The sequence below is a fragment of the Gluconobacter potus genome, assembly GCF_015244705.1.
Classification (GTDB): domain Bacteria; phylum Pseudomonadota; class Alphaproteobacteria; order Acetobacterales; family Acetobacteraceae; genus Gluconobacter; species Gluconobacter potus.
The window spans coordinates 171,393-196,419 of the sequence record NZ_JABCQF010000001.1; the positions used below are offsets into that span (position 1 = coordinate 171,393).

Annotated in this window: 27 protein-coding genes and 1 tRNA gene; 18 read left to right on the forward strand and 10 right to left on the reverse strand. The window is 63.1% G+C overall.

The genetic code is table 11. The annotated features are described in order from the left end of the window. The first annotated feature begins 131 nt into the window (after nt 1–131). Entirely contained in the window at nt 132–1,238 is a 1,107-nt protein-coding gene (locus HKD31_RS00805; RefSeq protein ID WP_062496983.1) for an HlyD family secretion protein, read from the forward strand. Then, nucleotides 1,235–2,812, forward strand: a complete 1,578-nt coding sequence (locus HKD31_RS00810) for a DHA2 family efflux MFS transporter permease subunit (RefSeq protein ID WP_062496985.1) — start codon at nt 1,235–1,237, stop codon at nt 2,810–2,812. Before HKD31_RS00805 ends, HKD31_RS00810 begins: the two co-directional genes overlap by 4 nt. Here the strand turns inward: HKD31_RS00810 and HKD31_RS00815 are convergent. Continuing rightward, nucleotides 2,806–3,483: a TetR/AcrR family transcriptional regulator gene (locus HKD31_RS00815; RefSeq protein ID WP_194263955.1), complete on the reverse strand. Its 678-nt coding sequence runs from the start codon at nt 3,481–3,483 to the stop codon at nt 2,806–2,808. The two genes, HKD31_RS00810 and HKD31_RS00815, sit on opposite strands and share 7 nt — an antisense overlap. 98 nt (nt 3,484–3,581) lie before the next feature. Here HKD31_RS00815 and HKD31_RS00820 point away from each other — a divergent pair, with 98 nt between their 5' ends. Next, nucleotides 3,582–5,159, forward strand: a complete 1,578-nt coding sequence (locus HKD31_RS00820) for an efflux transporter outer membrane subunit (protein WP_194263954.1) — start codon at nt 3,582–3,584, stop codon at nt 5,157–5,159. Between the two features lie 50 nt (nt 5,160–5,209). Here the strand turns inward: HKD31_RS00820 and fbaA are convergent, their stop codons facing one another. Beyond that, nucleotides 5,210–6,286, reverse strand: coding sequence for a class II fructose-bisphosphate aldolase (fbaA, locus tag HKD31_RS00825; RefSeq protein ID WP_194263953.1), 1,077 nt, complete (start codon nt 6,284–6,286; stop codon nt 5,210–5,212). 170 nt (nt 6,287–6,456) lie between these two features. Here fbaA and HKD31_RS00830 point away from each other — a divergent pair, with 170 nt between their 5' ends. From HKD31_RS00830 to HKD31_RS00855, 6 genes are all read left to right on the forward strand, one after another. After that, nucleotides 6,457–7,224, forward strand: coding sequence for a response regulator (locus tag HKD31_RS00830; RefSeq protein ID WP_041111363.1), 768 nt, complete (start codon nt 6,457–6,459; stop codon nt 7,222–7,224). A 20-nt stretch (nt 7,225–7,244) separates the two neighbouring features. After that, nucleotides 7,245–8,609: an ATP-binding protein gene (locus HKD31_RS00835; protein WP_194264113.1), complete on the forward strand. Its 1,365-nt coding sequence runs from the start codon at nt 7,245–7,247 to the stop codon at nt 8,607–8,609. 117 nt (nt 8,610–8,726) lie between these two features. Continuing rightward, nucleotides 8,727–9,290: a NifU family protein gene (locus tag HKD31_RS00840; RefSeq protein ID WP_194264112.1), complete on the forward strand. Its 564-nt coding sequence runs from the start codon at nt 8,727–8,729 to the stop codon at nt 9,288–9,290. A 3-nt stretch (nt 9,291–9,293) separates the two neighbouring features. After that, nucleotides 9,294–9,914: a malonic semialdehyde reductase gene (locus tag HKD31_RS00845; RefSeq protein ID WP_194263952.1), complete on the forward strand. Its 621-nt coding sequence runs from the start codon at nt 9,294–9,296 to the stop codon at nt 9,912–9,914. After that, the gene (gene tsaB / locus HKD31_RS00850; RefSeq protein ID WP_338085508.1) at nt 9,899–10,546 is read left to right on the forward strand and encodes a tRNA (adenosine(37)-N6)-threonylcarbamoyltransferase complex dimerization subunit type 1 TsaB; all 648 of its coding nucleotides are present in this window, start codon (nt 9,899–9,901) and stop codon (nt 10,544–10,546) included. The genes HKD31_RS00845 and tsaB overlap by 16 nt, the downstream gene beginning before the upstream one ends. Continuing rightward, complete coding sequence (locus tag HKD31_RS00855; protein ID WP_338085509.1) at nt 10,543–10,986, forward strand: GNAT family N-acetyltransferase; 444 nt, start codon at nt 10,543–10,545, stop codon at nt 10,984–10,986. The genes tsaB and HKD31_RS00855 overlap by 4 nt, the downstream gene beginning before the upstream one ends. Here HKD31_RS00855 and HKD31_RS00860 read toward each other — a convergent pair. After that, nucleotides 10,973–11,221 (reverse strand): sulfurtransferase TusA family protein, encoded by a 249-nt coding sequence (locus tag HKD31_RS00860; protein WP_194263950.1) that lies wholly within the window; start codon nt 11,219–11,221, stop codon nt 10,973–10,975. The genes HKD31_RS00855 and HKD31_RS00860 overlap by 14 nt on opposite strands. A gap of 81 nt (nt 11,222–11,302) precedes the next feature. Here HKD31_RS00860 and HKD31_RS00865 point away from each other — a divergent pair, with 81 nt between their 5' ends. From HKD31_RS00865 to HKD31_RS00885, 5 genes are all read left to right on the forward strand, one after another. Beyond that, entirely contained in the window at nt 11,303–11,710 is a 408-nt protein-coding gene (locus HKD31_RS00865) for a Ros/MucR family transcriptional regulator (protein ID WP_062496999.1), read from the forward strand. Between the two features lie 104 nt (nt 11,711–11,814). Continuing rightward, nucleotides 11,815–12,348: a Fur family transcriptional regulator gene (locus HKD31_RS00870; RefSeq protein WP_062497001.1), complete on the forward strand. Its 534-nt coding sequence runs from the start codon at nt 11,815–11,817 to the stop codon at nt 12,346–12,348. Nucleotides 12,349–12,470: 122 nt separating this feature from the next. After that, nucleotides 12,471–13,301 carry a GNAT family N-acetyltransferase gene (locus tag HKD31_RS00875; RefSeq protein ID WP_011252341.1) on the forward strand — a complete coding sequence of 277 codons (831 nt, stop codon included), beginning with the start codon at nt 12,471–12,473 and terminating at the stop codon, nt 13,299–13,301. A gap of 76 nt (nt 13,302–13,377) precedes the next feature. Continuing rightward, nucleotides 13,378–14,901: an apolipoprotein N-acyltransferase gene (gene lnt, locus HKD31_RS00880; RefSeq protein ID WP_194263949.1), complete on the forward strand. Its 1,524-nt coding sequence runs from the start codon at nt 13,378–13,380 to the stop codon at nt 14,899–14,901. 2 nt (nt 14,902–14,903) lie between these two features. After that, complete coding sequence (locus HKD31_RS00885) at nt 14,904–15,542, forward strand: helix-turn-helix domain-containing protein (protein ID WP_228120100.1); 639 nt, start codon at nt 14,904–14,906, stop codon at nt 15,540–15,542. 3 nt (nt 15,543–15,545) lie between these two features. Here the strand turns inward: HKD31_RS00885 and HKD31_RS00890 are convergent, their stop codons facing one another. Then, entirely contained in the window at nt 15,546–16,208 is a 663-nt protein-coding gene (locus HKD31_RS00890; RefSeq protein WP_011252338.1) for a protein-tyrosine phosphatase family protein, read from the reverse strand. A gap of 177 nt (nt 16,209–16,385) precedes the next feature. Between HKD31_RS00890 and HKD31_RS00895 the strand changes: the two genes are divergently transcribed. Both HKD31_RS00895 and HKD31_RS00900 read left to right on the forward strand, forming a co-directional pair. Continuing rightward, nucleotides 16,386–16,691: a hypothetical protein gene (locus tag HKD31_RS00895; RefSeq protein WP_226986635.1), complete on the forward strand. Its 306-nt coding sequence runs from the start codon at nt 16,386–16,388 to the stop codon at nt 16,689–16,691. A 100-nt stretch (nt 16,692–16,791) separates the two neighbouring features. Next, nucleotides 16,792–18,354 (forward strand): globin-coupled sensor protein, encoded by a 1,563-nt coding sequence (locus tag HKD31_RS00900; RefSeq protein ID WP_194263948.1) that lies wholly within the window; start codon nt 16,792–16,794, stop codon nt 18,352–18,354. Between the two features lie 14 nt (nt 18,355–18,368). Here the strand turns inward: HKD31_RS00900 and HKD31_RS00905 are convergent, their stop codons facing one another. From HKD31_RS00905 to HKD31_RS00915, 3 genes are read right to left on the reverse strand one after another with little or no spacing between them, the layout of a single operon-like run. Beyond that, nucleotides 18,369–18,548 carry a Trm112 family protein gene (locus HKD31_RS00905; protein WP_011252335.1) on the reverse strand — a complete coding sequence of 60 codons (180 nt, stop codon included), beginning with the start codon at nt 18,546–18,548 and terminating at the stop codon, nt 18,369–18,371. A gap of 2 nt (nt 18,549–18,550) precedes the next feature. After that, a complete protein-coding gene (locus HKD31_RS00910; protein WP_194263947.1) occupies nt 18,551–19,225 on the reverse strand; it encodes an LON peptidase substrate-binding domain-containing protein in 675 nt (224 codons plus the stop codon). 4 nt (nt 19,226–19,229) lie between these two features. Beyond that, on the reverse strand, nt 19,230–20,183 hold the full coding sequence (locus tag HKD31_RS00915; protein ID WP_194263946.1) for a thioredoxin family protein: 954 nt from the start codon (nt 20,181–20,183) through the stop codon (nt 19,230–19,232). A gap of 198 nt (nt 20,184–20,381) precedes the next feature. Between HKD31_RS00915 and HKD31_RS00920 the strand changes: the two genes are divergently transcribed. Both HKD31_RS00920 and HKD31_RS00925 read left to right on the forward strand, forming a co-directional pair. Beyond that, a tRNA-Gly gene (locus HKD31_RS00920) sits at nt 20,382–20,456 on the forward strand. A 167-nt stretch (nt 20,457–20,623) separates the two neighbouring features. After that, on the forward strand, nt 20,624–22,000 hold the full coding sequence (locus HKD31_RS00925) for an FAD/NAD(P)-binding protein (RefSeq protein ID WP_194263945.1): 1,377 nt from the start codon (nt 20,624–20,626) through the stop codon (nt 21,998–22,000). A gap of 4 nt (nt 22,001–22,004) precedes the next feature. Here the strand turns inward: HKD31_RS00925 and HKD31_RS00930 are convergent, their stop codons facing one another. The 3 genes from HKD31_RS00930 to adhS all read right to left on the reverse strand — a co-directional run bounded on the left by HKD31_RS00930 (nt 22,005) and on the right by adhS (nt 24,928). Next, on the reverse strand, nt 22,005–23,609 hold the full coding sequence (locus HKD31_RS00930) for a carbohydrate porin (RefSeq protein ID WP_081107317.1): 1,605 nt from the start codon (nt 23,607–23,609) through the stop codon (nt 22,005–22,007). 223 nt (nt 23,610–23,832) lie between these two features. Continuing rightward, complete coding sequence (gene ppa / locus HKD31_RS00935) at nt 23,833–24,354, reverse strand: inorganic diphosphatase (protein ID WP_062497205.1); 522 nt, start codon at nt 24,352–24,354, stop codon at nt 23,833–23,835. 172 nt (nt 24,355–24,526) lie between these two features. After that, the gene (gene adhS / locus HKD31_RS00940) at nt 24,527–24,928 is read right to left on the reverse strand and encodes an alcohol dehydrogenase subunit III (protein ID WP_062497149.1); all 402 of its coding nucleotides are present in this window, start codon (nt 24,926–24,928) and stop codon (nt 24,527–24,529) included. Nucleotides 24,929–25,027 lie beyond the last annotated feature (99 nt).

Sequence of the window (25,027 nt, forward strand, 5' to 3'; positions counted from 1 at the left end):
TTCCCGCTTGAAGCCCGTGAGACGATATGTCATGGATGACCGAACCGATCGGTCAGTAGAGGGTTTCCAGGCCCCGCACAGCACATCCGGTCACGATCTGACAGACCTGTTTTCAAAGCGAGACAAACATTATGGCGCAAGGCGATCAGGCCGATCACGCGCAGGGTGACACGACATCCGACAAGAACGGAAAGCCGCAGAAAAAGCGTCATCCCCTTGTCCGGATCGCGCTGATCCTGCTGGTGGTTCTGGTTCTCGTGGGTATCGGGGCCTATCTTTTCCTGACCCGCAACAACATCGAGACGGATGACGCCTATACGGCTGGTCGCAAGATCGCCATTGCGCCCCACGTCAACGGTTACGTCACGCAGCTTCTGGTGAACGACAACCAGTTCGTCCATGCGGGTGACCTGCTCGTGCGGATTGACAGCCGGGACTATGCGGCGTCTCTGAACAAGGCCGAAGCCGCCGTGTCGCAGGCGAAAGCCAATATCGACGCGTATCAGCTGCTGCTGGCCGTGGCGCACAAGAACTTCCCGGGACAGCTTGTCACGGCACAGGGCAATCTTGCCGCCGCCCAGGCGCAGCTCGTCAAGGCCGAAGCCGATTACCGCCGCCAGCGCTCGGTGGCCCGCGCCGCCACCTCGCAGCAGGATATCGACTATGCCCGCGCCGCGCTGGATCAGGCGAAAGCCCGCGTCCTTCAGGCCCAGGGCCAGCTGACGCAGGCCGAGCCGGTCAAGGAAAACGTGGCCAACGCCGATGCCCGCGTCACGCAGGAACAGGCTGCCCTGGCCTCGGCCAATGCCGATCTGACGCAGGCGCGCCTGAACCTCGAATGGACGGAAGTCCGCGCCCCGCACGACGGCTGGATTTCCCAGCGTAACGTCGAGCGCGGCAACTTCGTGCAGACCGGCCAGCAGATGTTCTCCATCGTCGAGCCGGAAGTCTGGATCGTGGCGAACTACAAGGAAACGCAGCTCACCCATATGCGTCCGGGCCAGAAGGTGGACATCGAGGTCGATGCCTATCCGCAGCTCGAACTGCATGGCCACGTGGACTCCATCCAGCTCGGCTCGGGTGAGTCCTTCAGTGCCTTCCCGCCGGAGAATGCGACCGGCAACTTCGTGAAGACGGTGCAGCGTATCCCGGTGAAAATCGTGCTGGACAGCGGTCTTGATCCGAACATTCCGCTGGCCCTTGGTCTGTCTGTCGTGCCGACGGTCTATGTGAAATGAGCGATACTGCCGGGCATCAGGACTGGAAACCCAGTCACAATCCGTGGCTTGTGGCCGTCACGGTCACGCTGGCGGCCTTCATGGAGGTGCTGGACACCACCATCGTCAACGTGGCGCTGCCGCATATCGCGGGATCGCTCGGCAGTTCGTATGATGACGCCACCTGGGCGCTCACGTCCTATCTGGTGGCGAACGGAATCGTCCTGACGATTTCGGGCTGGCTGTCGCGACTGTTCGGCCGCAAGCGCTACTTCCTGATCTGCATCACGATGTTCACCGTCTCGTCCTTCCTGTGCGGACTGGCGACGTCGCTGCCGATGCTCGTGGTGTTCCGGCTCATGCAGGGCTTCTTCGGCGGCGGCCTGCAACCCAGCCAGCAATCGATCATTCTCGACACGTTCCCGCCCGAAAAGCGCGGTGCAGCGTTCGGCCTGACGGCCATCGCCACCATCGTCGGCCCGGTTCTGGGCCCAATGCTGGGCGGCTACCTGACGGATAATTTCTCCTGGCGCTGGATCTTCTTCGTCAACGTGCCCTTCGGCATCATCACGGTCATGGCCGTGACGGCCTTCGTCGAGGACCCGCCCTGGGAGCGCCAGAAGCGCGAGAAGGTGGATGTGGTCGGTATCAGCCTGATCACGCTGGGTCTCGGCTGTCTCGAAGTCATGTGTGACCGTGGCGAGGATGACGACTGGTTCGGTTCGCCCTTCATCGTCACCATGGCCGTGCTGGGTGCGATCGGCGTCATCGGGGCGATCCTGTGGCTGTGCTATGCGAAGAACCCGCTGGTCCGTCTGTCCGTTCTCAAGGATCGCAACTTCGCGACCGGCATGCTGCTGATCTCGATGGTTGGCGCCACGCTGTATGCGTCCGCCATCATCGTTCCGCAGTTCGCGCAGCAGGTGCTTGGCTATACCGCGACGAATTCGGGCCTGCTTCTTGCCCCCGGTGGCGTGGCGGTGATCTGCCTGATCCCGATCGTGGGCCGGCTGATGAAGTTCATCCAGATGCGCTATCTCATCGCCTTCGGGTTCTTCGCGATGGGCATGGCCATGTTCCAGGCCTCGAACCTCTATGCCGGGACGGATTTCCGGCACCTGATGTTCTACCGCATCAGCCAGACGGCCTCGCTGGCCTTCCTGTTCGTGCCGATCTCGACGATCGCCTATTCGACCCTGCCGCGCGAGCTGAACTCGGATGCGTCGGCCCTGTTCTCGATGGCCCGGAACTATGTCGGCTCGCTGGCGATTTCGCTCGCCACGGCGGCCATTATCGAGACCCGGCAGCGGCATCAGACCTATGTGACGGACCACATGACCCCGGCCAACCCGGAGTTCAACAGCTATATCGCGACTGTCCAGCAGGCTGCGCAGGCGCATGGTATGGCTCCCGCGCAGGCGCATAACTTCGCCATTTACCGGCTTTTTCAGGAGTTTACCTCACAGGTCTCCATGCTGGCCTATAACGAGGTGTTCGACTGGATTGGCGTGATCGCGCTGTTCGTCGTGCCGCTGTGCTTCCTGCTGTCACCCAACGGCAAGAAGGCGGCCCAGGCCTCGGGCGGCGGTCACTGATGGCGCGGTTCGTAGATCTTCAGGAAGCTGTCGGCCGTGAAGGCGGCGAATTCCGCGATTGCGGCGTCGCTGTCATCGACCGGCAGCCCGAAACGGCGGCGCTGCACGATGCGGGCCTGGCACATGAGCATGAACTGCTCGGCCGACAGGCGCGGATCGGCAATGTCCAGCTCGCCGCGGGCCACGATGCGCGTCAGATATTCCGTGAGGTTGCTGAGCTTTCGGTCGAAGCCATAGCGCCAGAACGTGTCGGCCAGATTGGGGAATTTCTCGACCTCGCCCACGATGATGCGATACAGCCCCAGCGCCATTGGGGAAATCAGCATATGGACCGCCATTTCCGCAAACCGGATCAACGTGAGGCGGACGGACTGTTCATCGTTGCGCGACAGCGCCTCGATGGGCGCAAGACGGCAGCGGGCCTGCTCCTCGAAGAACGCGGAGAACAGGGACGCCTTGCCATCGAAGTGGTTGTACAGCGTCCCCTTGGACACACCTGCCATCTGCGCGATGCGGGACATGGACGCCCCTTCGTATCCGTTTGCCAGAAAAACCGTTCCGGCACCTTTCAGGATCTGTTCGCGCTTGGCGCACCCCGCAGGCTCGGCGCTGGCAGCCCCGTCGGCTCCGGCGGAAGGGCCCGCGCTGCCGTCGTCCATGATGCCCGTCATGTGAGCGAGAGATCCTTCTGTCCGTCAGGTCGAGTTCCTGACATGCTGACCGAACCGGTCGGTCACCGCAAGATCATTTCCGCCTCAGGAGTTTCTTTGTGAGCGCAGCCTTCACTTCCCGCGCGCTGCTTTGCGGCTGCGCCCTGTTCACCCTGTCCGGCTGCCTCATGGTGGGGCCTGAATACCACGCGCCCAAGCCCTGGTCGCCGGCGCATTACGCCGATCATATGGCGGGCGCGCCCGACAGCATCGTCAGCGAGATGAAGGCTGACAGTCACTGGTGGCAGGTCTTCCACGATCCCGAACTGACATCACTGGAAGACCGTCTGGTCAACCAGAACCTGTCCTTCCGCCTTGCGACCGCCAATCTGGCGCAGAGCCGCGCACAGCTCATCATGGCGGGCGCCGAGCGCTTTCCGGCCCTGAGTGCTTCAGGCTCCTACCAGCGCAGCCAGTACAGCACCAAGCAGTTGCAGGAAATCATCGGCCATGTCGCAGGCGGCATCGCGCAGTCCGAGGGCGGTTCGATCGGCAGCACCGTCGGTCCGATGCTTCAGGACGCCGCCGGTGGCGCCACCATTCCGCTGCTGAACCAGTGGCGCAGTGCGATCGACGCGACCTACGAGATCGACCTGTGGGGCCGCGTGGCGCATCAGTACGATGCCGCCAAGGCCGACCTTCAGGCGACGGATGAGGAGCGTCGCTCCGTCCTCATCGCCCAGCAGGCCGACATGGCGCATGGCTATATGAGCCTGCGCGGCGACCAGCAGCGCCTGAAGATCCTGCGCGACAACATCAAGGTCCTGACCCAGATCGCCACCATCGCACAGGACCGTTATCGCGGCGGTCTGGTGACGGAACTCGACGTGGATTCCGCACAGGCCCGCCTGCATGACACGCAGGGTCAGGAAGCGCAGCTTGAACAGGCTGTCGCGCAGGAAGAGAACGCGCTCGCCCTGCTTCTGGGTGCCCCGCCGGGCAGCCTGAACACCGAGCTGGAAAAGAATGCCGGTATCCCGGTCGTTCCGCCGGTCGTGCCCGTGGGTATCCCGTCCGAACTGGCCCATCGTCGTCCGGACATCCGCGAGGCCGAAGCCCGTCTGCGCGGTGCGGTCGCCGAAGTGGGCGAGGCCACGGCGGATTTCTATCCGAAGGTCACGATCAACGCCGATTTCGGCTTCCAGACCCTGTCCTTCCGTGATCTGGGCTTCTGGAACGCGCGCGCCTGGAACGTAGGTCCGTCCATCTCCCTGCCGATCTTCCAGGGCGGACGTCTGTACGGCCAGCTCGAACTGAAGAAATATGAGCAGAAGGCGGCGGCGATTTCCTATCAGCAGACGGTCATCAAGGCCTGGCATGACGTGGACAACGCCCTGATCGCCTATCGCGACGAACAACTGCACCGTCAGGGGCTTCAGAACGCCGTCAACGATAACAGCAAGGCGCTCATGCTGGCCCAGAGCCAGTATCGCAGCGGCCTGACGAATTATCTGAACGTCCTGAACGCTCAGGCGCAGCTCCAGTCCGCCCAGCTTGATCTCGCCAACAGTGACGCCATGCTGGCGACCAACCTGACGCGGCTTTACAACGCGCTCGGCGGCGGCTGGGAAGACGCCCTTCCCGACAGCCGCGATGTGGCCAAGGCACAGCTCGCTTCCGCCACGCCCGGCCCCTGAAATCCGGCAAACCCGTTCAGGAGGCCGGGGCCTCCTGAACGCTGGTCCCGTCAGGATTTGCGGGCGATGGACCGGCCCCTGGAGCCCAGGGTCTCGAAAGACTCGGTCAGGCGTTCGACGACGGATTTCTCGCCTTCGCGCAGCCATTTGCGGGGGTCGTAGAGTGATTTCAGGGGTTTTCCGGTTTCAGGCTCGATCTGATGCTGGAAGGCTGCCGGATGAGAGAGAACATAGCGGCCCGCACCATGGGCGAAGGCGAACTGGATATCGGTATCCAGATTCATCTTGAAGACGCCGTAAGAGACGGCTTCGCGGATTTCCTCCAGGGTCGAGCCGGATCCTCCATGGAAGACCAGCGGAAGAGGCTTGGGACCGCTCTGCGTTGCTTTCTGAACGGCATCCTGCGAGTTTTTCAGGATTTCGGGACGAAGCTGCACATTGCCCGGCTTGTAGACGCCGTGGACATTGCCGAAAGACGCGGCGATCGACACCGTCCCGATCGGGGAGAGCAGCTCCCACGCCTTCAGCACGTCCTCGGGCTGCGTGTAGAGATGCGCGTTATCCGCACCCTCTTCGAGGTCATGGCCGATGCCGTCTTCCTCGCCGCCCGTAACGCCCAGCTCGATTTCCAGCCCCATGCCCAGCGGTGCCAGCCGCTTCAGCATTGAGGCCGAGGTTGCAAGGTTCTCTTCCAGCGGCTCCGTGGAAAGATCGAGCATGTGGGATGTGAACAACGGCTTGCCAGTCGCCCTGAACTCGTCCTCGCTCATCGTGATGAGATCATCGAGCCAGGGAATCAGCTTGCGGTCGGCATGATCGGTATGGAGAATGACGGCGATGCCATATTCTTTCGCCAGAAGATGGACATGACGCGCCATGGACGCCGCGCCGAGCACACGGGCCCGAGCGGCATCGGGCAGACCTTCGCCGGCATAGAAACGTGCGCCACCATTGGAGATCTGGATGATGACGTCCGATCCGTTGCGGGCAGCCGCCTCCAGAACCGCGTTGACGCTGTCGGTGCCGACGACGTTGATGGCGGGAAGGGCATAGCCCCCTTCGTGGCAGGCCCTGATCAGGGCAAGATAACTGGCGCCACTGACGACGCCGGGAGAAACTTGTGACATTGGCGACTCCAACACAACGCATGAAACGGGCCAGCAGAACGGGCATGGCCGTGATGCGTTGTACTGTACGATGCTAATCTGTTTTCGTCATGAGCGCTAAAGTATCGGGAACAGTTGTTGTCAGGATTTGTTGCTTGTGATCCCTACCCTGTGGAGACTATGGAAAAGACATGGTGCCAAATCTTTCCGACCCCGATCTTCCCGCCCGTATCCTCGTCGTCGAAGATGACGCGGGCATGCGGACCCTCATTCTCCGCGCCCTCCAGGGCGGCGGTTTCCGTGCCCGTGGCGTGGCCTGCGGGGATGAGATGTGGGCTGCACTCGAAGTGGCGCCCGTCGATCTCATCATCATGGACATCATGTTGCCGGGCAAAAGCGGCATCGAACTGTGCCGGGCGCTGCGCAGCGGACAGGGTGCCACGCATGAGAACGAAACCCCGCCGGCCCAGGTGCCGATCATCATGGTCTCGGCCCGTGGCGAGGAGCGCGATCGCGTAAACGGTCTCGAATCGGGCGCGGACGACTATGTCCCCAAGCCCTTCGGCCAGCGCGAACTTCTGGCGCGCGTGCGTGCGGTCCTCCGCCGTGGCATCGCAACCGGCGCTCCGCAGGAGCGCGTGCGTCGTGAGACCCTGCGTTTCGCGGGCTGGACGCTCGACCTGCGCCGCCGCGAACTGACGGACCCGTCCGGGGCCACCGTCGATATTTCCGGCGCGGAACACGATCTGCTGACGAGCTTTCTGGACAATCCACAGCGGGTCATCGCCCGTGACCGGCTTCTGGAACTGTCGCGGACCCGTCTGGGTGATGTGTCGGACCGCAGCATCGACGTGCTCGTCAGCCGCCTGCGCCGCAAACTGGGCTCTGACGCCGATCAGCTGATCCGCACCGTGCGCGGTCTGGGCTACATCTTCGTGGCCGAGGTTGAACGGGTCTGAACATCCAGAATCGCATTCTGCTGTGGCCGCTGGGGCTGGTCGGGCGCGTCTGCGTTGTCCTGACCGTCGCAGTGACACTGGTGTTCCTGACGAACGCCATTTTCTACGGTCAGGCAGAGACCTACATCGTCGATGACGTGCGCATCGCCCAGCTGGGCGAGGCGCTGAGTACGGATTTGCGCGTTCTCGCCGCAGCCCCCGTCGGCCAGAGATCCTTTCTGGCCGTCATGCTCTCGGGTAGCGAACTCAGCGTGGCGTGGCAGCCCGCCTCGATCACGCCCGCGCTGCCGGGGCACCATCCGGTCGCGCTCACGCAGCTTGTCAGGCGCCTGACCGCTGACGATCCCATTCTCGAACAGGCCCATCTGGACCTCTACACGCTCGGCCCGGGAAGTGCCGACGTGCTGGGGTCCCAGCGCCTGCCGGACGGGAGCTACATCCATTTTCGCGTGCCCGGCATGCTGGGTCATCATCGCGTCACGCGCGGTCTGGCCTCGGCGGCCATTGCGGCGGGCGCGGTGGCCATTGCCGCGGCCATGCTGATCCGTGGCCTCAGTATGCCGCTCCGCGCGCTGGTCTCGGTCGCGGACCGCATCGGCTCCAGCGAGAAATGGGTGCCGCTGGCCGAACGCGGACCGCCCGAAGTCCGCGGTCTGGCCCACGCCATCAACGCCATGCAGGACCGTATCCAGAGCCTCATCAATGACCGGACGCAGGCTCTGGCAGCCGTGTCGCACGATCTGCGCACACCACTGACCCGCCTGCGCCTGCGCTGCGGCTTCCTCAGTGACGGAGAGGCACAGGCTGCCATCGAGGCCGATCTGGACGAGATGGAAGCCATGGTGAACGGCATCCTCGCCTATCTCGCCGGCGCGGATGATCCGGAAGTGCCCCGCACCATCAATATCGTCGCCACGCTTGAAACCCTCGTGGACGATCATGTCGATCGCGGGCACGAGGCCCGTTACGAAGGGCCGGACCGCGCGCTGGTCCATGTCCGTCCGCTCGCCATGAAACGCGTGCTGTCGAACCTGATCGAAAACGCCATCAATTATGGCGGCAATGTCCTCGCCACCCTCCGCACCCGCGAGGACGGCGCGCTCGAAATCGCCATCAGCGACAGCGGCCCCGGCATTCCCGAGAGCGAGTACCAGCGTGTGCTGACCCCGTTCTACCGTCTGGAAGGCTCGCGCTCGCGGGCCACGGGGGGAATCGGGCTGGGGCTTGCGATCGTCCAGCGCGAAATCGCGCGCGAGGGCGGCTCTCTGGTTCTGGGGCGCGGGGATGCTTCCAAGGGCTATGGCGGCCTGCGTGCGACCATCATCCTGCCCAAGGGACTCCCTTCTCCGGCAAGGAAAACCGAGGGGCAGGGCGAACAGGTCTGAAAACACCCGGCCTGCCGTTAAAAATACGGGAAGTCGGACCAATGCAGTCCCGACACTTGCACCTTGGGGAGAAGTGGCACATGTCAGGGCGGACTGGAACGCAAGGACATGACCACGATGTTCATCGAGACCGAAGACACTCCCAACCCCGCTACCCTGAAATTCCTGCCCGGCCGCAGCGTGACCGGTGATGCCCGTCCCGTCGATTTCGGCGATGCGGATGTCGCCGCCGGACGGTCCGAACTGGCGAGCGCCCTGTTCGACCAGCCGAACGTGCGCCGCGTCTTCCTCGGCGGCGATTTCGTCTCCGTCACCAAGTCCGACGACATCAGCTGGGGCGACCTCAAGCCCGTCGTCTTGGGCACGATCACGACCTTCTTCGAAAGCGGCCGCCCGGTCCTGTCGGGAACGCAGTCCGCTCCGGAGCATGACGTCTCCCCCGAAGACGCCGAAGTCGTCAGCCGTATCCAGGACCTGCTCGACACCCGCGTGCGTCCGGCCGTCGCCGGTGACGGCGGCGACATCGCCTTCCGCGGCTACAAGGACGGCGTGGTCTATCTGGCCATGCAGGGCGCCTGCTCCGGCTGCCCGTCCTCCCGCGCGACCCTGAAGCACGGCGTCGAGAACATGCTGCGGCACTATGTTCCCGAAGTCGCCTCGGTCGAACAGGTCGAGGACTGAACCATGGACGGCCAGACATATCCTGATTGCGGCCCGGTTCCGGGCGCAGAAGCCCTGTTCACGCAGGCCCGGACCCCGCGCAGCTTCTCGCCGCGCCCGGTCGGGGAGGATGTCCTGCGCCGTCTGTATGATCTGGTGAAGCTGGGGCCGACCTCCGGCAACTGCTCACCGGGCCGCTTCGTCTTCCTCACGACACAGGACGCCCGCGAGCGCATCCGCCCCGCCCTGTCCCCGGGAAACGTCGCCCGCGCCATGGCGGCCCCGGTTCTGGCAGTCGTCTGTCATGATCCACTGTTTTTCGAAGCACTCCCCCGGCTGAACCCGCAGCAAGGCCTGCGCGACTGGTTCGCGGCCGATGTGGGCCTGTCCGATGAGACAGCGTTCCGCAACGGCACGCTGGAAGGCGCCTATCTCATCATGGCCGCCCGGATGCTCGGCCTGTCCGCCATGCCGATGTCCGGCTTCGACAGCTTCATGGTCGAGGACACGCTGCTGAACGCCACCGGCTGGCGCGTGAACTTCCTCGTGGGTCTCGGCTACCCGGCGGAAAACGAACCCGCCCCCGATCACGCCGAGCCCCGCGCGCCCCGCCTGGACTTCGGAGAAGCGTGTCTGTGTCTGTAAAGGCGGGGTCTGTAAGGACAGTCGTTTTCAACGGGGCAGGGGCCGGCACCGGCCTGACCAGTCTGGTGGCGCTCGTTGAGGACGGGCATGTCGTCGCGGAAAAACTGATGGCCGGTCGCGGGGCCTCCGAACATTTCGCGCCCGCTATCCGAGAACTCCTGACGCAGAACAACTGGACCACGCCCCCTGACCGCGTCGTCGCCGTCATCGGTCCGGGTTCCTTTACGGGCCTGCGCTCGTCCCTGTCGCTGGCAGCGGGGCTGGCGGCAGGCTGGAACTGCCCCACGATCGGCGTCACGCTCGGTGCGGCCATCCGCGCCACGCTGGGTCGCCCGGATGCCGTCTGTGTCAGCATCGCCCGTCGCGGCCGGGTTTTCGTGGACCCGCCGCACGGTCCCGTCACAGCCAGCCAGACCGCCGATCTTGATGCCACAGGCTGGGCCTGCGTGACGGGCGACGCCGTTTCCGAAAAGACCGACTGGCCCTGTCCGGTGCTTCCCTGCGAGGCACCTTATGCGCTGGGCATCATACAGGCCGCGCAGGGCGTCACGCCCGGTCCGCTGATGCCGCTCTATGTCGATCCCCCCGAAGCGAAGCCCCCCGCCGCCGGTCTGAGGCCTGCGCCACTGTGAACAGTCCTGAAAAGGATTTCCAGTTAAGGGTCATGGGGATCGAATGTGCGCCGCTTCTTGCCGCGCTGCATGAAGTCACGTTTCGCGGCGGAGAAGTCTGGGACGCAACTTCATTTGCCTCCCTGCTTTCAGGTCACGGGACTGAAGCCACGCTTGCCGTGATCGACACTGTTCCCGTCGGCTTCATTCTTGCGCGGACAATTCTGGACGAAACGGAAATCCTGACCCTGGCCGTGCACCCGGATTTCCGGCGCCGCGGGATTGGAAAGGCTCTGGTGCAGAATGTTCTGGGCAAAGGGAAAGTATTTCTGGAGGTAGCAGTCTGTAACAATCGGGCCGCTGCTCTGTATGAGGCATGCGGTTTTGTAAAAGCGGGGCTCCGTCGCGGTTATTACAAAGATGGAAGCGACGCCCAGGTGCTTGTTTCTAGCGATGTTTAACGCTTAGGCAATAAAGATCCGGGCTGTCAGTAACAGGTGAATCCGCCAGAATTGCGTGACCGAGTGCCTTTACGGACGCGCCGACGTTCTTCCGTGTCTCTGTTCCGCGAAGCCGTACTTCAAGTGTCTGTCCGGAAGTCATGGTGTCGAGTTTTGCCCGGACATATACTGTGGTCATGGGGCATTTTTTTTCAGTTATATCTATGAAAAATGTTTCATTTTCTGTCACGCACATGTTTCTTTCTTTTTATGCTTGAACCGAGCAATTTATGACTGCTACATGCTCACTCGCTCAAGGATGAAGGACTTAACTACAATGTCGCAAGAGACAAATGCTTCCGAACTGCATCAGCTGACCGCGCAGATCGTTACGGCCTATGTATCGAACAACGATATTCCGGCTGACGCTCTTCCGGCCCTGATCCGGTCCGTCCATGACTCTCTTGCAACGGTGAACGTTCCGGAAGAGGCTCCTGTTGAAAAGCCGGTGCCGGCCGTTTCGCCGCGCAAGTCGGTTTTCCCGGACTACATCATCTGCCTTGAGGACGGAAAGAAGCTGAAGCTGCTGCGCCGTCACCTCAAGACCGCCTACAACATGACGCCGCAGGAATACCGCGAGCGCTGGGGGCTGCCGCCGGAATATCCGATGGTTGCGCCGAACTACGCGAACCACCGCTCGTCTCTGGCCCGCAAGATCGGCCTCGGCCGTCGTCGCGAAGACTGAGAGCCTCTTTTCCCTGCCGCCGGTTTCTTCATCCCGATGGCAGGGAAAGCCTGACAGGTTCCACAAAGTGGACAAGACGCCTGTTTTTCGGCTAGGCCGCAGATATGGTCGCAGATACGAAAACCGCTGAGAGACGCGTCGGCCCAGGGAATCGGAAGCTCCCGTCTTCCCCTGTGCCGGATGATTCGCACATTGCCCGCCTGTGTGTGGAAAGCGGCCTGAAGATGACTGGGCAGAGGCGAGTGATCGCCCATGTCCTGTCCGTGGCTGACGATCACCCGGACGTCGAGGAGCTGTATCGCCGCGCCTCCGAGATCGACAGCCGCATTTCCGTGGCAACGGTCTACCGCACAGTCCGTCTTCTGGAAGAAAAAGGCATCCTCGAACGCCGTGATTTCGGCGGCGGTCGTGCCCGTTACGAAGCCAGTGACAGCGGCAACCACTATCATCTGATCGATGTGGACAGTGGCCGCGTCATCGAGTTCGAGGACGAGGAGCCGGTCCGTCTTCTGGCCCAGCTTGCCCAGCGTCTGGGATTTGATCTTGTCTCGCATCGGATCGAACTGTTCGGCCGCCGCGCCGAACCCGATGACAGGAAAAAATCTCCTTCAGAAAACAGGAACAAGAGCGGATCATGACCACCAAACCGGCTGGCACACCTCTTTCCGTTCTGGATGACGCAAACGTCGCTTCAGTCTCGGCCCCGGCATCAGCTCCGGCAGCCCATACGCTCGCCAGCAGCGAAGAAACGCTGCGCCAGATGGAGACGCTCTCCACGCTTTCCCTGAACCGCGAAGGCGGCTTTCAGGAACTGCGGGGCGGCACGCTGGGTGTGCGTATTGCCGAAACGGCCGAGGAGCGCGACGCCGCACAGGCCCTGCGTTATCGTGTTTTCTTCGAAGAACTCGGTGCCCGCCCCGACGAACGTGCCTTCCGCACCAAGCGTGACGTGGATGAATTCGACGAGGCCGCCGATCACCTTCTGGTCATCGATCACGCCAAAGGCCCCGGTGCGGCTGGCGTCGTCGGCACCTACCGTCTGCTGCGCTCCGACGCCGCCGAGAAGGTCGGACGTTTCTACACGTCCTCCGAATACGACATCTCGACCTTGACGGAATTCCCCGGTCGCCTGCTTGAAGTCGGGCGTTCCTGCGTTGCCAAGGAATATCGCGGCCGGTCCGCGATGCAGCTCCTGTGGCGCGGTATTGCGTCCTACATCTTCCTGCACCGGATCGACGTGCTGTTCGGCTGTGGCAGCCTTCCGGGCACAAACCCGGACGCCCTGGCCGACCAGCTCACCTACATGCACCACAACCACCTGGCCCCGCCGGCCCTGCGCATCCGCGCGCTTCCGGACCGCTATGTGGAAATGCAGCGGACTGACCCGCATGTGCTGGACTACCGCGCCTGCCTCAACAAGCTACCCCCGCTGATCAAAGGCTATCTGCGACTGGGTGGCTATGTCGGTGACGGCGCGGTTGTGGACGAGCAGTTCAACACCACGGATGTGGCCGTTCTGGTGAAGAGCGAACTTCTGGCGGACAAGTATTACCGCCATTACGAACGTCGCCTGCGCGACGCTCTCGACTGACAGTTTTTTCGCAGCCGGATCTTCGAGGTCCGGCTGTTTCCTGTTTCAGCCTTTTCGTCAGCCGGACGGTTCCTTCATGATTTCGACGCTCCCTGTCCGTGGCTGGCGCCTGGCCGGACTGATGCTGCTCGCCGGTGGGCTGGCAGCTCTGTCCCTGCCACCGGTGCACGCCCTGTTCCTGCTGCCCGTGGGGCTGATGATCCTCTATCGCGTGTCCGAAGACGCGCGGTCGTGGAAACAGGCGGCCTGGTGCGGCTTCCTGTTTGGCATGGGCTTTCACACGGTCGGGCTTTACTGGCTGACCAACGCCATCCTCACCCGTGTCCATGAATTCTGGTGGGTCGTCCCCTTCGCATCCCCCGGCGTGGCGCTGCTGATCGCCCCCTTCATCTGCGTCCCGGCGATCCTGTGCCGCGTGGTGCGCCCCGGCTGGCGGCGCGTGCTGATGTTCGCGGGAAGCTGGACGGTCATGGATATGGGCCGCGTCTTCATGTTTTCGGGCTTTCCGTGGAACCCGCTGGGAAGTGACCTGGAGCTCCCGGGGTTCGCCGGAGACGTCATGATCCAGCCGGCTTCGGTTCTGGGCGTGGACGGCCTGTCGCTCGCTTTGGTCCTCGGCTCTCTCGCCCTGTTCCGGGGCAGACGCGCGGCTGTAGCCGTGCTGGCCGTATCCGTGCTGTGGATCGCCGCCGGAACCTGGCGCCTGTCCTCCGCCACGCCCCTGAACATCACCAATCCCCGCGCCGTTCTGGTGCAGGGCAACGTGCCCGAAGCCGAAGTCATCAGCCATGCGGACGCGGTCGGCAATTTCCGCCGCTATCTGAGCCTGACCGCACAGGGCGCACAGAAAGCCTTCGCGGAGGGCGGTCGTCCGCCCGTGGTGATCTGGCCGGAATCCGGCTTCCCCGGCCTGCTGGACGAGGACACACTGGCCCGGCAGATGATCGCCCGCGCCGCCGAGGGCGCACCGGCGCTGGTTGGCTCGGACCGTGAATCCGGCAAGGACTGGTTCAACAGCCTGATCGCCGTCGCCCCCGATGGCAGCATCGCGGCGATCTATGACAAGAGCCGTCTGGTCCCGTTTGGCGAATACCAGCCGTGGATCCTGCCCTTCAACGTCCTGCCAGGCGTCCTGACCCCGGGACCCGGCCTGAAGACATGGGACCTGCCGGGATTGGGCCGCGTCGGTCCGATGGTCTGCTATGAGATTATTTTCTCAGGCTCCGTCACGGCCCGCAATGATCGTCCGGACTGGCTCGTCACGATCTCGAATGACGCCTGGTACGGCAACAGCGCCGGCCCCCGCCAGCATCTCGCCACGGGACGGATGCGGGCAGTAGAAGAGGGGCTGCCGGTCGTTTTCGCCAACAATACCGGCATTTCCGCGATCTATGATGCCACCGGGCATGAAACCGCCCGTCTGGGCTGGGGCCGGGCGGACGTGCTGGTCAGCGACATCCCGTCACCGCTCCCGCCGACCTTCTTTTCCCGCTTCGGCCGCGCCACGCCGCTTGCGCTTTCGATCCTGTGCATGGTTCTGGCGCTTGTCCCCACGCAGCGGAAGAAGCGCGACTGGGACCTGGGGGTGTATAAAGGTTAACATTGACAATCCAGGGTTGTCTTATTAACCATTTACATGTGTCAGAAAAAGAATCCTCCCCGGATCGCGCCCGCCCTGAATCCCGCAGTTCTGCTGCGGCCGGACCGGTGGACGTCCATGTCGGCAACCGTATCCGGCTGCGTCGCACACTTATGGGGCTGTCGCAGGAAAAACTGGGCGAGGCTCTGGGACTGACCTTCCAGCAGATCCAGAAATACGAGCGCGGCGCCAACCGCGTGGGCGCCAGCCGCCTGTACGATCTGGCGCAGGTTCTGGACGTGCCGATCGGCTTCTTCTTCGATGACATGCAGGAGGTGCGCCCGTCCGCGCCGTCCAGCGCGCCACGGCCGTTTCCCGGTTCCGCTCCGACATTCAATCCGGCTTTCGGCCAGACGCCCGCCGCGCAGGCACCTGTCACGGGGTTCGCCGAAACGCAGTCGGCATTCGGTGCCCCACCGCCCCGTCCGGCTGCACCGCCGCCGCGTCTGTTCGATCTTCCGGTAGACGAGGCTGCTCTGTTCAGCCGCCGCGAGACGGTCGATCTGGTGCGCTCCTATTACCGTATTCCGGATCCTGCGGTCCGTAAGCGGATGCTGGACCTGATCCGCTCCCTCGGCCCGGCAGACGTCAAGCCGGATTGAGGCTTACTCCCGGCGCAGGATGCTGTCGTTCACAAAGGAGGCCAGCTTCCCGGCCTTGAAATCGGCCCGCAGACGGTCCTCGTCATACTCGTCCCGGACCCAGTCCAGAAACGGCAGACGCCCTTCGGCTTCCTTCTGATAGCGCAGGAAAAACGCATCCAGAATGCCGGTGCGCGAGCGGTTGAAATGCCCGAACCGCCAGTGCAGTTGCCCCAGCGCGTCCTGCGCCGTGCCGCCTTCAAACATCAGCACCAGACCTGACGCCAGACCCGCCCGGTCCGCACCGGACTTGCAGTGCATGAGCATGGGGAAGGCGAGCGTCTGGTACATGTCGTAAAAGCGCAGGATACGGTCCCGGTGCGGCGCCCCCCGGCTCTCGAAAGCCATGTCCAGATGCGTCAGCCCCAGCTTGGCGCTGGCGCCGCGGGACAGCGCGTCCGAGCCGCATTTGCGATGCCCGCGCAGGTTCACGAGCGTCTTCAGATGCAGGCGCCGCGTCAGGCTGCGCAGGCGTGCGGGCGTGGGATGGTTGCAGCGCCAGACCTTGCCCGGCACGACAGGCGCAAGATTGGTCCAGCCCAGCCGGAAGATGGAGTGGTCCACGAACAGACTGTCCCACCAGGCGCGGCGCCGCGCGGCGGGAGACGTGATCCGGCCTTCGAACATGGTGAATGCATCCTTGCTGGACATGCCGCTCGGGAGGGGCGGGCGGCGGGAAGAACGCGCTGTGTCCCATCCCGCAAAGGGATGCGTCAACCGCCGAAAAGTGCTATATTGCGTCTCATGCGCTTCGTTTCCCCTTTCCTCATGCTCTCGTTTCTCGCCACGGCGGGATGCGGGTCCATGTTCAGTGGGCCCGCGCCAGACATGGCCGCCCTCCCGCCGCCAGGCGCAGCCCCTGGCCACCATTCCCACAGCAGCACCCATCACCGTCAGGCCAGCGGCATGTCCTATGCCGACGACGCTCCGGTCATGCCGATGCCGCCGGGTGCGGAAAGCCCGTCCTCGGCCTCCCATGATACGGCCAGCAGTTCGTCCCCGGGCGGCATGTCCTTTGGCGGCGGTCAGGGCAACAGCGTCAATATCGCGCCTCAGCCCGCAACCCCCGATACCGAAGTCTCCTACGGACAGAACAGCGCGTCCAACTGACCCCGGGATCGTCGACCGTTCTTCATGATTGCGTAACTCTTGGTGTGTTACGGGCATTGCCCTGAACACGCGCCAAATCCACGCTCTGGAGACTCCGACTATGACTGAGCAGGTCAAGGCAGACATTGCCGAGCGGCTGCTGTTTCTTGGCATCGGCGCAGCTGAGAAAGCCCATCTGGCCAGAATCCGCCCTCAGGCGCTGGGGGTGCTCGGGCCTGCGCTGGACCGCTTCTATGGCCGGATTCACAAGACTCCGGCCCTGAACCGCTTTTTTGCCAACGAGCAGCATCGCATCGGTGCACGCAACCAGCAGGAAAAGCACTGGAAGCGGATTCTTCAAGGTGACTTCGGCGCCGATTACGTCGAGAGCACCCGCGCCATCGGCAATACCCATGCCCGGATCGGCCTCAAACCGCAGTGGTATGTCGGCGGTTATGCCCTGCTGATCGAAGGCATGGTGACGGACCTGCTTCGTCAGTACTGGCCGCAACCGCGCCGCAGTTTTCTGGATCGCCTCCTGCGACGTCCGGCCCGGGGAACCTCCGCCGAGGAGGCTGCCGCGCAGATCGGCCTACTGATCCGCTGCGGTCTTCTGGACATGGAACTCGGGCTGGAAACCTACACGCAGAATCTGGATGTCCGTGAGCGTTCACGCGCGGAAAGCGAGCGGATCCAGAGCCTCGCCGCCCTGTCGGACGCGCTGGCGGATGCGCTCGATCGCATGGCGGGCGGCGACCTGGTCCAGCAGATCGACCCGGCGCTGGAAAACGGCTCGTCCCGCATGAGTGGCGCCTTCCACCGGGCCTGCGAAGGGCTGGGGCGTATCGTCCATGCCGTCCGCGAGACCTCCGGGGTCGTGGAGCAGCGCGCCCGCGAAATCAGCGGTTCTACCGAGAACATCACCTGCCGCATCGCCGAACAGGTCGACGCCCTGGCGGCCGTGGCGCGCAACATCACGGAACTGACGTCCTCGGTGAAGGAAGTCGCCGACGAGGCCCGTCAGGCCGATACGACCGTGGCCGACTGCTGTCAGGAAACCGAGCAGGGTCGCGATATCGTGGGCAAAACCGTCGAGGCCATGGCGAAGATCTCCTCATCGTCCAACCGGATCGTGCAGATCATCGGCGTGATTGACGAGATCGCGTTCCAGACCAATCTTCTGGCGCTCAATGCCGGCGTCGAAGCCGCCCATGCCGGAGACGCGGGGCGTGGTTTTGCAGTTGTCGCACAGGAAATCCGGGCTCTGGCGCAGCGTTCCGCCACGGCCGCCAAGGAAATCAAATCCCTGATCGCCAGCAGCATGGAAGACGTCCAGCGCGGCGTGCAGATGGTCGACGAAACCGGCACGGCCCTGGGCAATATCAGCACATCGGTCGAGCGTCTGGGAACGGCAGTGGGGCAGATCGCCTCGGGGGCCGAGGCACAGGCCCGGCGCATCATGGATATTAACGCCAGTACGACGCAGCTCGAGGGCGTGACCAAGAGCAACGCCGCGATCGTTCACCAGACCAGCGGCGCCAGCCAGAAACTGGTCGGCGATGCTGGCGAGCTGACGCGTGTCGTGCGGAACTTCAAGATCCGCAAAGGCCAGCCGCGTCCGTCACAGCGGGCGCCGGAGGTCCGGAAAATGCCTGCGCCGACCGGCACCAAGGAAAAAGCCTGATCTTCCCGCGGGAATCAGGCGTCGATCTGGCGCGCCTCTTCAGGCAGCATGATCGGAATCCCGTCCCGGATCGGGAAGGCCAGCTTCGCCCGGGGGCTGATAAGCTCCTGGGTTTCGCGGTCATAGGTCAGCGGCCCTTTGGTCACCGGGCAGACCAGAAGGGACAGGAGGCGGGGATCGAGTTCTGTAGTCATGACTATTCCATGCCCCTCTCAAGCAGATCCAGCAAGAGCCCCGCGCGCTCATCCAGCGTCATGGCTTCCAGAAGCGACTGTTTTTCCACCGGCGTGAATGGTACGAGCATCGGCAGGACAACCAGCAGCGTTTCATCGTCCATATCCTCAATCAGCGGCCAGCTTGCCTGCAGGTCGCGGGATTCGAGATAGGTTTTCAGACCGTTCAGCAGAAGATCGCGGTTGATCGGTAGCGGATCTTCCTCGACGAGGTCTGCCGCGAAGGGCGTGGCATCTATGATGCCTTCGCGCCAGCCCTGGTCCGTCGGCGTCTCGCGGATCAGGCGGAAACGGGAAATGCCGAGCAGGGTTACGGAAAACGTGCCATCGACATGTTCGGTAAATTCCGTGATGCGGCCCAGCGTTCCGGTCCGGTAGAGCAGGGGGTGCTCGTCCGTGTCCGGGTCCATGAGGGGCTGGATCACGCCGATCATCCGCCGGCCGGCCAGTGCATCCTCAAGCAGGGCCACATAAGGCGGCTCAAAGACCAGAAGCGGCAGATGCCCGCCCGGCAGCAGCAGCGCGCCCGAAAGCGGGAACAGGCCGACGCGCGGCGGAATATCCGCGAGCGTCAGTTCCGTCAGAGGGGGCGCGCGGCGGGGGCGTTCGTCGGATGGAAGGTCGGGCGTTTCGGTCATCGGCTCACGAAAACAGAAGGGAAGAGAGTTTGCGTCGTGCCGCCAGCGTATCAGGATCCGTATGTCCCCACGCCTCGAAAAAGCGCAGAAGCTCGGTTTTTGCGGCGCCGTCGTTCCAGTTGCGGTCCTTGCGGAGGATATCGAGCAGGGTATTGGCGGCTTCCGCCCGCTCGCCTGCGCCGTTGAGGGCGGCGGCCAGTTTGAGGCGCAGGTCGAAATCGTCCGGTGCGGCAGCGCTCTGCTGGCGAAGCGTTTCAAGCTCCGAGGCGGCCTTTGCGCCTTCGGCATGGAGCGCCAACGCGGCCCGGGCGCCAGTGATCTCGGGATGGCTGTCCAGCTTTGCGGGCACCTGCGCGGAAGCGTCCTGGGCGGCTTCGGGTTCGTTCAGGGCAATGAGCGCCCGGATCATGCCGCCCCAGGCTTCAGGGCTTTCAGGCTCGGCTTCCAGAAGCTGCGAGAACAGACCGGCGGCCTGATCCGCGTGTCCGTCGGCCAGCGCCTGACGGGCTGCGGCCAGGATTTCCGTGGCGGGCATGACGTCACCGGCCAGTTTCAGAAGGGACTCCACGAAGCGGCGGACTTCGCTTTCCGGCTGGGCACCCTGGAAAAGATCCAGCACCTGACCTTTCCAGAAAGCCACGACAAGCGGGATGGACTGGAGCGGCAGACCCAGCTGGCCGAGCTGTGCGGCGAGGGCCTGATTGGCTTCCACATCGACCTTGACGAGTCTGACCCGCCCGCCAGCCGCACGGACGATTTTTTCGAGCACGGGTGTGAGCTGTTTGCACGGACCGCACCAAGGCGCCCAGAAATCGACCAGAACCGGGATTTCCCGGCTGGCTTCCACGACATCCGCCATGAAGTTCGTCTGATCGGCGTCAATGATGGTGGCGGCTGTGCCTGCCGGGGCCTTGTTGGAAGACTGACCAATCAGGTGTTCGTCGAATGTGCTGCTCATGGGGGCGGGAACCGTTCGCTGGAAAGACAAGTTCCCTGAAAGATCGGATGTGCGTGCCCCGTGTGCAAGTCCTGGGTGCAAGTCCCGGGTGCAGGGCTGGGACGTGGGGTGTTGTGCCGGAAAGAGGATATTGCTCCTGAATTGAAAAATCCCTCTTGCGCTGTGGCGTTGATTCGGTCATAAGCCCCACCACGGAGTGCGGGCGTAGCTCAGGGGTAGAGCACAACCTTGCCAAGGTTGGGGTCGTGGGTTCGAATCCCATCGCCCGCTCCAGAAGATTTCCAGAACATTGAAAATTACGGACTATTCCCTTCTGGGCAGGCTTTCTGATGCCCTGTTGAGCGGTTTTCGAGAACGTCTGTTACGAAACGTCCCGCTCAGTTTCCATTGTTTCAGCCATGCTCCGTTTCGCAGACGATCCTGTGGAGAAAAACGGCAGCATGTCTTCTTCAGACCGGCCTCTCATTGCCATCATCGGGGGCGGGGCCAGCGGAACGCTGCTGGCCTGGAACCTGCGCAGGCTGCATGTTCAGGCGCGGATCGTCGTAATTGATCCTGCGGAACGCCCTGCGGTCGGGCTGGCCTATTCCACGCTGTCTCCCTGCCATTTCCTCAATGTTCCAGCGGGCGGCATGAGTGCTGATCCCGATGATCCGGAGCATTTCCTGCGCTGGCTCCGCGCGCATCACGATCCGGACGTCACGCCCGGCCAGTTCATGCCGAGGGCCGTATTCGGGCAGTATCTGTCCAGCCTCTGGGCGGAGGCGCGTCCTGAGTGGCGGCAGACCAGCGTCCTGTCCTGCCAGCGCGTCGCGGGGCGGCTGGAACTGGCACTTGGGGATGGAGAGAGGCTCCAGGCAGATCAGATTGTGCTCGCGACCGGCAATTTCGGCCCCGCGCCTGTCGCCCGGGTCGACCCCGAGCTGGCCCGGAGTGGGCAGTATCATCCCTCAGGCTGGGATAACGGATTCTATGACCGGATTGCGCCCGATGCGGCCGTTGTCCTGATTGGAACGGGGCTGACCTCCCTCGACGTGCTGATGCGCTTGCGCGAAAACGGCCATCGGGGGCGGGTTGTGGCCCTGTCCCGTCACGGCTGGTGTCCCGAGCGTCATGCGCCTTCCGCTCCTGCAAAAACGGATATCATCCCTCCGGAAACGCCTGCGACGGCGCGGGCGTATTTCCGGGCGTTCCGGGACAGTCTGTCCGAAGGGATCGGCTGGCGCAGTGCGGTCGATGCGCTGCGTCCGCGGATCAATCCGCTGTGGCAGGCTCTGGATCTGGCGGAGAAAAAGCGCTTTCGGCGACATCTTCAGCGACGCTGGGACATCGTGCGGCATCGCGTCGCGCCGGAGGTGGCGGAGTTCATGGTTGCGGAACTGGAAAACGGCACGCTGGACTGTCGGCGCGGGCAGGTGACTCATCTGGGTCTTGAGGCCGGACAGGTGAAGGTTCAGGCGCGTGACAGGACGGGTCCGTTTACGCTGTCCGCCGATCATGTCGTGAACTGTACGGGACCAAGCCGGGCTTACCGGCAGATGGCGGACACTCTTCCTCACGGGCTTCTTGAGGCCGGGATGGTGCGGGAGACCGCTCTGGGCGGATTGCACTGCTGCGAGAATGGCGCGCTGACCGATGCGGCCGGGCGGTGTTCCGGAGATCTGTTCGCGCTGGGGCCGATGCGCTGGGGCACGTTGTTTGAGACGACGGCCATTCCGGAAATTCGCAGGCAGGCGGCGGATCTGGCCACCTTGCTGAAAGAACGTTGTGGCCGGAACGTCCGGGAAGCGTCGTGCGAGACGGTGCTTCCCGGATAGGGGCTCAGAAGAACTGGATGTGGCTCTTGAAGCCGAGCATCGCGGCGTCCTTGAGGGCCTTCTGGGCGCCCGGTCGGAAGAAATACTGGAAGTCCGGCGCGAAGGTGACACCGCGCATGACATGGATGCGGTAGGTCGCTTCGAGAACTTCGCCGAATGTCTGAGGTGTCAGGGATCCTGCCATGAGTGGCATGCCGTACAGGGCCTGAAGCCGCTCGGTTTCGGTGGCGCTCTTGGAGACGCGGACGTAGGTAAAGTTGATGCCGATCGTATCCAGCGGGCGCGATGCCCAGAATCCGGTATCGATCAGGCCCGCGAAATACTGCTGTCCACGAAGCTGCGTCCGCGGGCTGTTGGCGTACATGCCTCCCAGCAGGATCAGGCCTGCATCGGGATTGCCCTTGACGTGATGCCGCAGCACCATCTGGTCCGCAAGCGCCCAGGCCGACCATGAATAGTGCAGGATGCGGGCAGGCAGGCCACTGATGACATAGGGCTGCCCGTTGATGTCATAGTAGTTGTCCTTGTGCGGCGCGTTGTCGATGGAATAGCCGAGCTTGTAGTGTCCCGGCAGCTTGTCCTTGCCGAACAGCGGCTCCCAGCCAGCTTCGACGGGGATCGCCTCGCCATGGATATCGGCGCCGTTGAACTTGAAGCCCGTGCGGTACTGCGTGTTGGCGTAAATGCCGGCCTGCGCGAAATATACGCCGGTCTGGATATAGGTGCTGGTGGTCGGACGGGTCCGGACACGGAAGGCCCAGCTTGCATCCGGGTAGGACGAGTGTGTCGTGTTGTCGGAAGACGCTTTCGGGTTTCCGCAGAACGCATTGTTCTGGAAAGTGCAGTAGAGCGGGTTGGACGAGAAATCGTTCAGGAACGGAATACGCCCTCCCGCCAGGTCCACACGGCCCTTGGCGATCGTCTCTTCCGCATAGACGTAGACGAGATGGACGACCACATTGCCGCCGGCGCCGTAGATTTCGGAGCTCGGGTTGAGGTTGTCGCCGAACATGCGACTGCCGGGGATGCCGTACCGGCCCACGACGAGCGCATGGGTCGAGAAGCCGCGGACATTGGCGAGCTTTTCCCAGTCGATATCGTTCTCAAGGCTGTACTGGCCGGCATTGCTGCTGCCCTGCTTCAGGCCATAGCCCTTGGTCGGACTGGTGATGGCGCCGGAAAATTCGTTGGTCGTGTCCATCGTCAGGGCGACGCCACGATCGCGCAGCCATGTGTTCCAGCCGAACGGGTTGGTCAGGAGCGCTTCCGGGTTCGGGAGGGGCGGCACCCATTCATTGCCGAAATAGATCTGGTTCAGCGGCGTGTTGACGCGTTCGCTCGGGAGTTCCGAGTTTTCGGACGGCCAGATGACGGGTGGAATGATCTGCTGGGGCGCCGTGACCTGGATCTGGGTCACTTTTGCGTTGGGACTGTAGCTCTGGACGGTCGATGGCGTTGGGCTGGAAGCTGCTCCCGTGCTGGAGGGGGGAGAGTGCCGTGCAGTGCCATCCTGAGCTGTGGCGCTTGTGGCTCCAAGGCTCTGGGCGATTGCGCAGGACGGAAGAAATGTGACCAGGCAGAAAGCTGCGTGGAGATGGACTCGAGACAAGCCGCTGATTCCTTGGAAAGCAGGTTAGCATTGGCGAGATAACACACATTTACCGCTAAAGATCATAAAATAATGTTACTTGTATCATAAATAATCACAAATTCATGTGATATTGGGCAAGAAAAAACCCCTGCCTCCGGGGGGAGGCAGGGGTTTTTTGCAAAAGCATCAGACAGGGCCGTGAGCGGGGCGTATCCGCCCCGCCTGTGCCTGACTTGCCTGTTTACTTGGCGGCGGCGAGCGCTTCCATGATGACCTTGCCGGCTTCGGCCTTGTCAGCCCAGCCCGTGACCTTGACCCATTTGTTGGGTTCCAGATCCTTGTAGCGCTCGAAGAAATGCGTGATCGCCTTCTTCGTGATTTCCGGCAGGTCGTCCACGGAGTGCACGTTGGTGAACTGGGGATGCACCTTGTCGTGCGGGACGCAGATGATCTTCTCGTCCTGTCCGCTCTCGTCTTCCATCTTCAGCATGCCGATCGGACGGGCGCGGATCACGGAGCCCGGAACAACGGCAGCCGGCGTCAGGACAAGGGCGTCGGCCGGATCGCCGTCGGCGGCCAGTGTGCCCGGAATGAAGCCATAGGCGGCCGGATAGGCCATCGGCGTGAAGAGGAAACGGTCAACGACGAGCGCGCCGCTGTCCTTGTCCACTTCGTACTTCACCTGCGAGCCCTGCGGGATTTCGATAACGACATTGATGTCGTTGGGCAGGTCCTTGCCGGGCGAGATCTTGGAAACGTCCATGATGTCCATGTCCTGAACTGTTTGGAGAGGCGGGGATACTACCGGCGCCCGGAGCCTCTGCCCAGAGTGGAAAGGCAGAAGTCCGGTCCGGTGCGGGGAAGCAGACATAAAAAAGCTCCCCGTGCCTTCGGGCAGGGGAGCTTCTGGAGATACGGTCCTTGCGGAAAGGGCCTCAGAGCATCGGCTGTGCGGCCTTGACGGCGGCGTGACAGGCGGCGCGGCGATCGTCTTCGTTCGTGTAGGCCACGAGGTAGAAGCGCTTGCCGTTGCTGTCGAAATAGCCGGCGGTGCCGAGCGCATAGTCGAAGTTGCCGACCGTCTGTTCGGTGGCCTTGTACTTCTCGCTCAGCCCGTAGAGGACCGGGTTGCCTTCATCGTAGGAGACGTACTGCTGCTCGACGCAGTAGTTCATGATGCCTGCAAGGTTGGAGGGCGAAACGCCCGTGAAGTCCTTGCCAGGCGTACCCTGGACGGCCGGCGGGGGCGGGGGGGACTGTTCCTGTGCCATGGCAGCCTGGGAAGCCAGACCCAGCCCGAGGGCGAGGCCGAGGACGGGCACGATACGACGAAACATCACGGTATCCTTAGTTCTGAAACCCAGTAGGTCTTAAACCTGTCGTCCGCGGTTACCCGCGGCTGAAATCGAACAATTCTCCTGTTTCCCGGAAAAGGG

Coding starts and splice junctions, on each gene's coding strand:
- HKD31_RS00845 (WP_194263952.1), top strand. CDS start 9,294: ATGGACGGCCAGACATATCCTGATTGCGGCCCGGTTCCGGGCGCAGAA.
- fbaA (WP_194263953.1), bottom strand. CDS start 6,286: ATGTCACAAGTTTCTCCCGGCGTCGTCAGTGGCGCCAGTTATCTTGCC.
- lnt (WP_194263949.1), top strand. CDS start 13,378: ATGATTTCGACGCTCCCTGTCCGTGGCTGGCGCCTGGCCGGACTGATG.
- HKD31_RS00815 (WP_194263955.1), bottom strand. CDS start 3,483: ATGACGGGCATCATGGACGACGGCAGCGCGGGCCCTTCCGCCGGAGCC.
- HKD31_RS00840 (WP_194264112.1), top strand. CDS start 8,727: ATGTTCATCGAGACCGAAGACACTCCCAACCCCGCTACCCTGAAATTC.
- HKD31_RS00870 (WP_062497001.1), top strand. CDS start 11,815: ATGGTCGCAGATACGAAAACCGCTGAGAGACGCGTCGGCCCAGGGAAT.
- HKD31_RS00865 (WP_062496999.1), top strand. CDS start 11,303: ATGTCGCAAGAGACAAATGCTTCCGAACTGCATCAGCTGACCGCGCAG.
- HKD31_RS00805 (WP_062496983.1), top strand. CDS start 132: ATGGCGCAAGGCGATCAGGCCGATCACGCGCAGGGTGACACGACATCC.
- adhS (WP_062497149.1), bottom strand. CDS start 24,928: ATGTTTCGTCGTATCGTGCCCGTCCTCGGCCTCGCCCTCGGGCTGGGT.
- HKD31_RS00910 (WP_194263947.1), bottom strand. CDS start 19,225: ATGACCGAAACGCCCGACCTTCCATCCGACGAACGCCCCCGCCGCGCG.
- HKD31_RS00905 (WP_011252335.1), bottom strand. CDS start 18,548: ATGACTACAGAACTCGATCCCCGCCTCCTGTCCCTTCTGGTCTGCCCG.
- HKD31_RS00875 (WP_011252341.1), top strand. CDS start 12,471: ATGGAGACGCTCTCCACGCTTTCCCTGAACCGCGAAGGCGGCTTTCAG.
- HKD31_RS00925 (WP_194263945.1), top strand. CDS start 20,624: ATGTCTTCTTCAGACCGGCCTCTCATTGCCATCATCGGGGGCGGGGCC.
- HKD31_RS00895 (WP_226986635.1), top strand. CDS start 16,386: ATGTTCAGTGGGCCCGCGCCAGACATGGCCGCCCTCCCGCCGCCAGGC.
- HKD31_RS00830 (WP_041111363.1), top strand. CDS start 6,457: ATGGTGCCAAATCTTTCCGACCCCGATCTTCCCGCCCGTATCCTCGTC.
- HKD31_RS00860 (WP_194263950.1), bottom strand. CDS start 11,221: ATGTGCGTGACAGAAAATGAAACATTTTTCATAGATATAACTGAAAAA.
- HKD31_RS00810 (WP_062496985.1), top strand. CDS start 1,235: ATGAGCGATACTGCCGGGCATCAGGACTGGAAACCCAGTCACAATCCG.
- HKD31_RS00890 (WP_011252338.1), bottom strand. CDS start 16,208: ATGTTCGAAGGCCGGATCACGTCTCCCGCCGCGCGGCGCCGCGCCTGG.
- HKD31_RS00900 (WP_194263948.1), top strand. CDS start 16,792: ATGACTGAGCAGGTCAAGGCAGACATTGCCGAGCGGCTGCTGTTTCTT.
- ppa (WP_062497205.1), bottom strand. CDS start 24,354: ATGGACGTTTCCAAGATCTCGCCCGGCAAGGACCTGCCCAACGACATC.
- HKD31_RS00915 (WP_194263946.1), bottom strand. CDS start 20,183: ATGAGCAGCACATTCGACGAACACCTGATTGGTCAGTCTTCCAACAAG.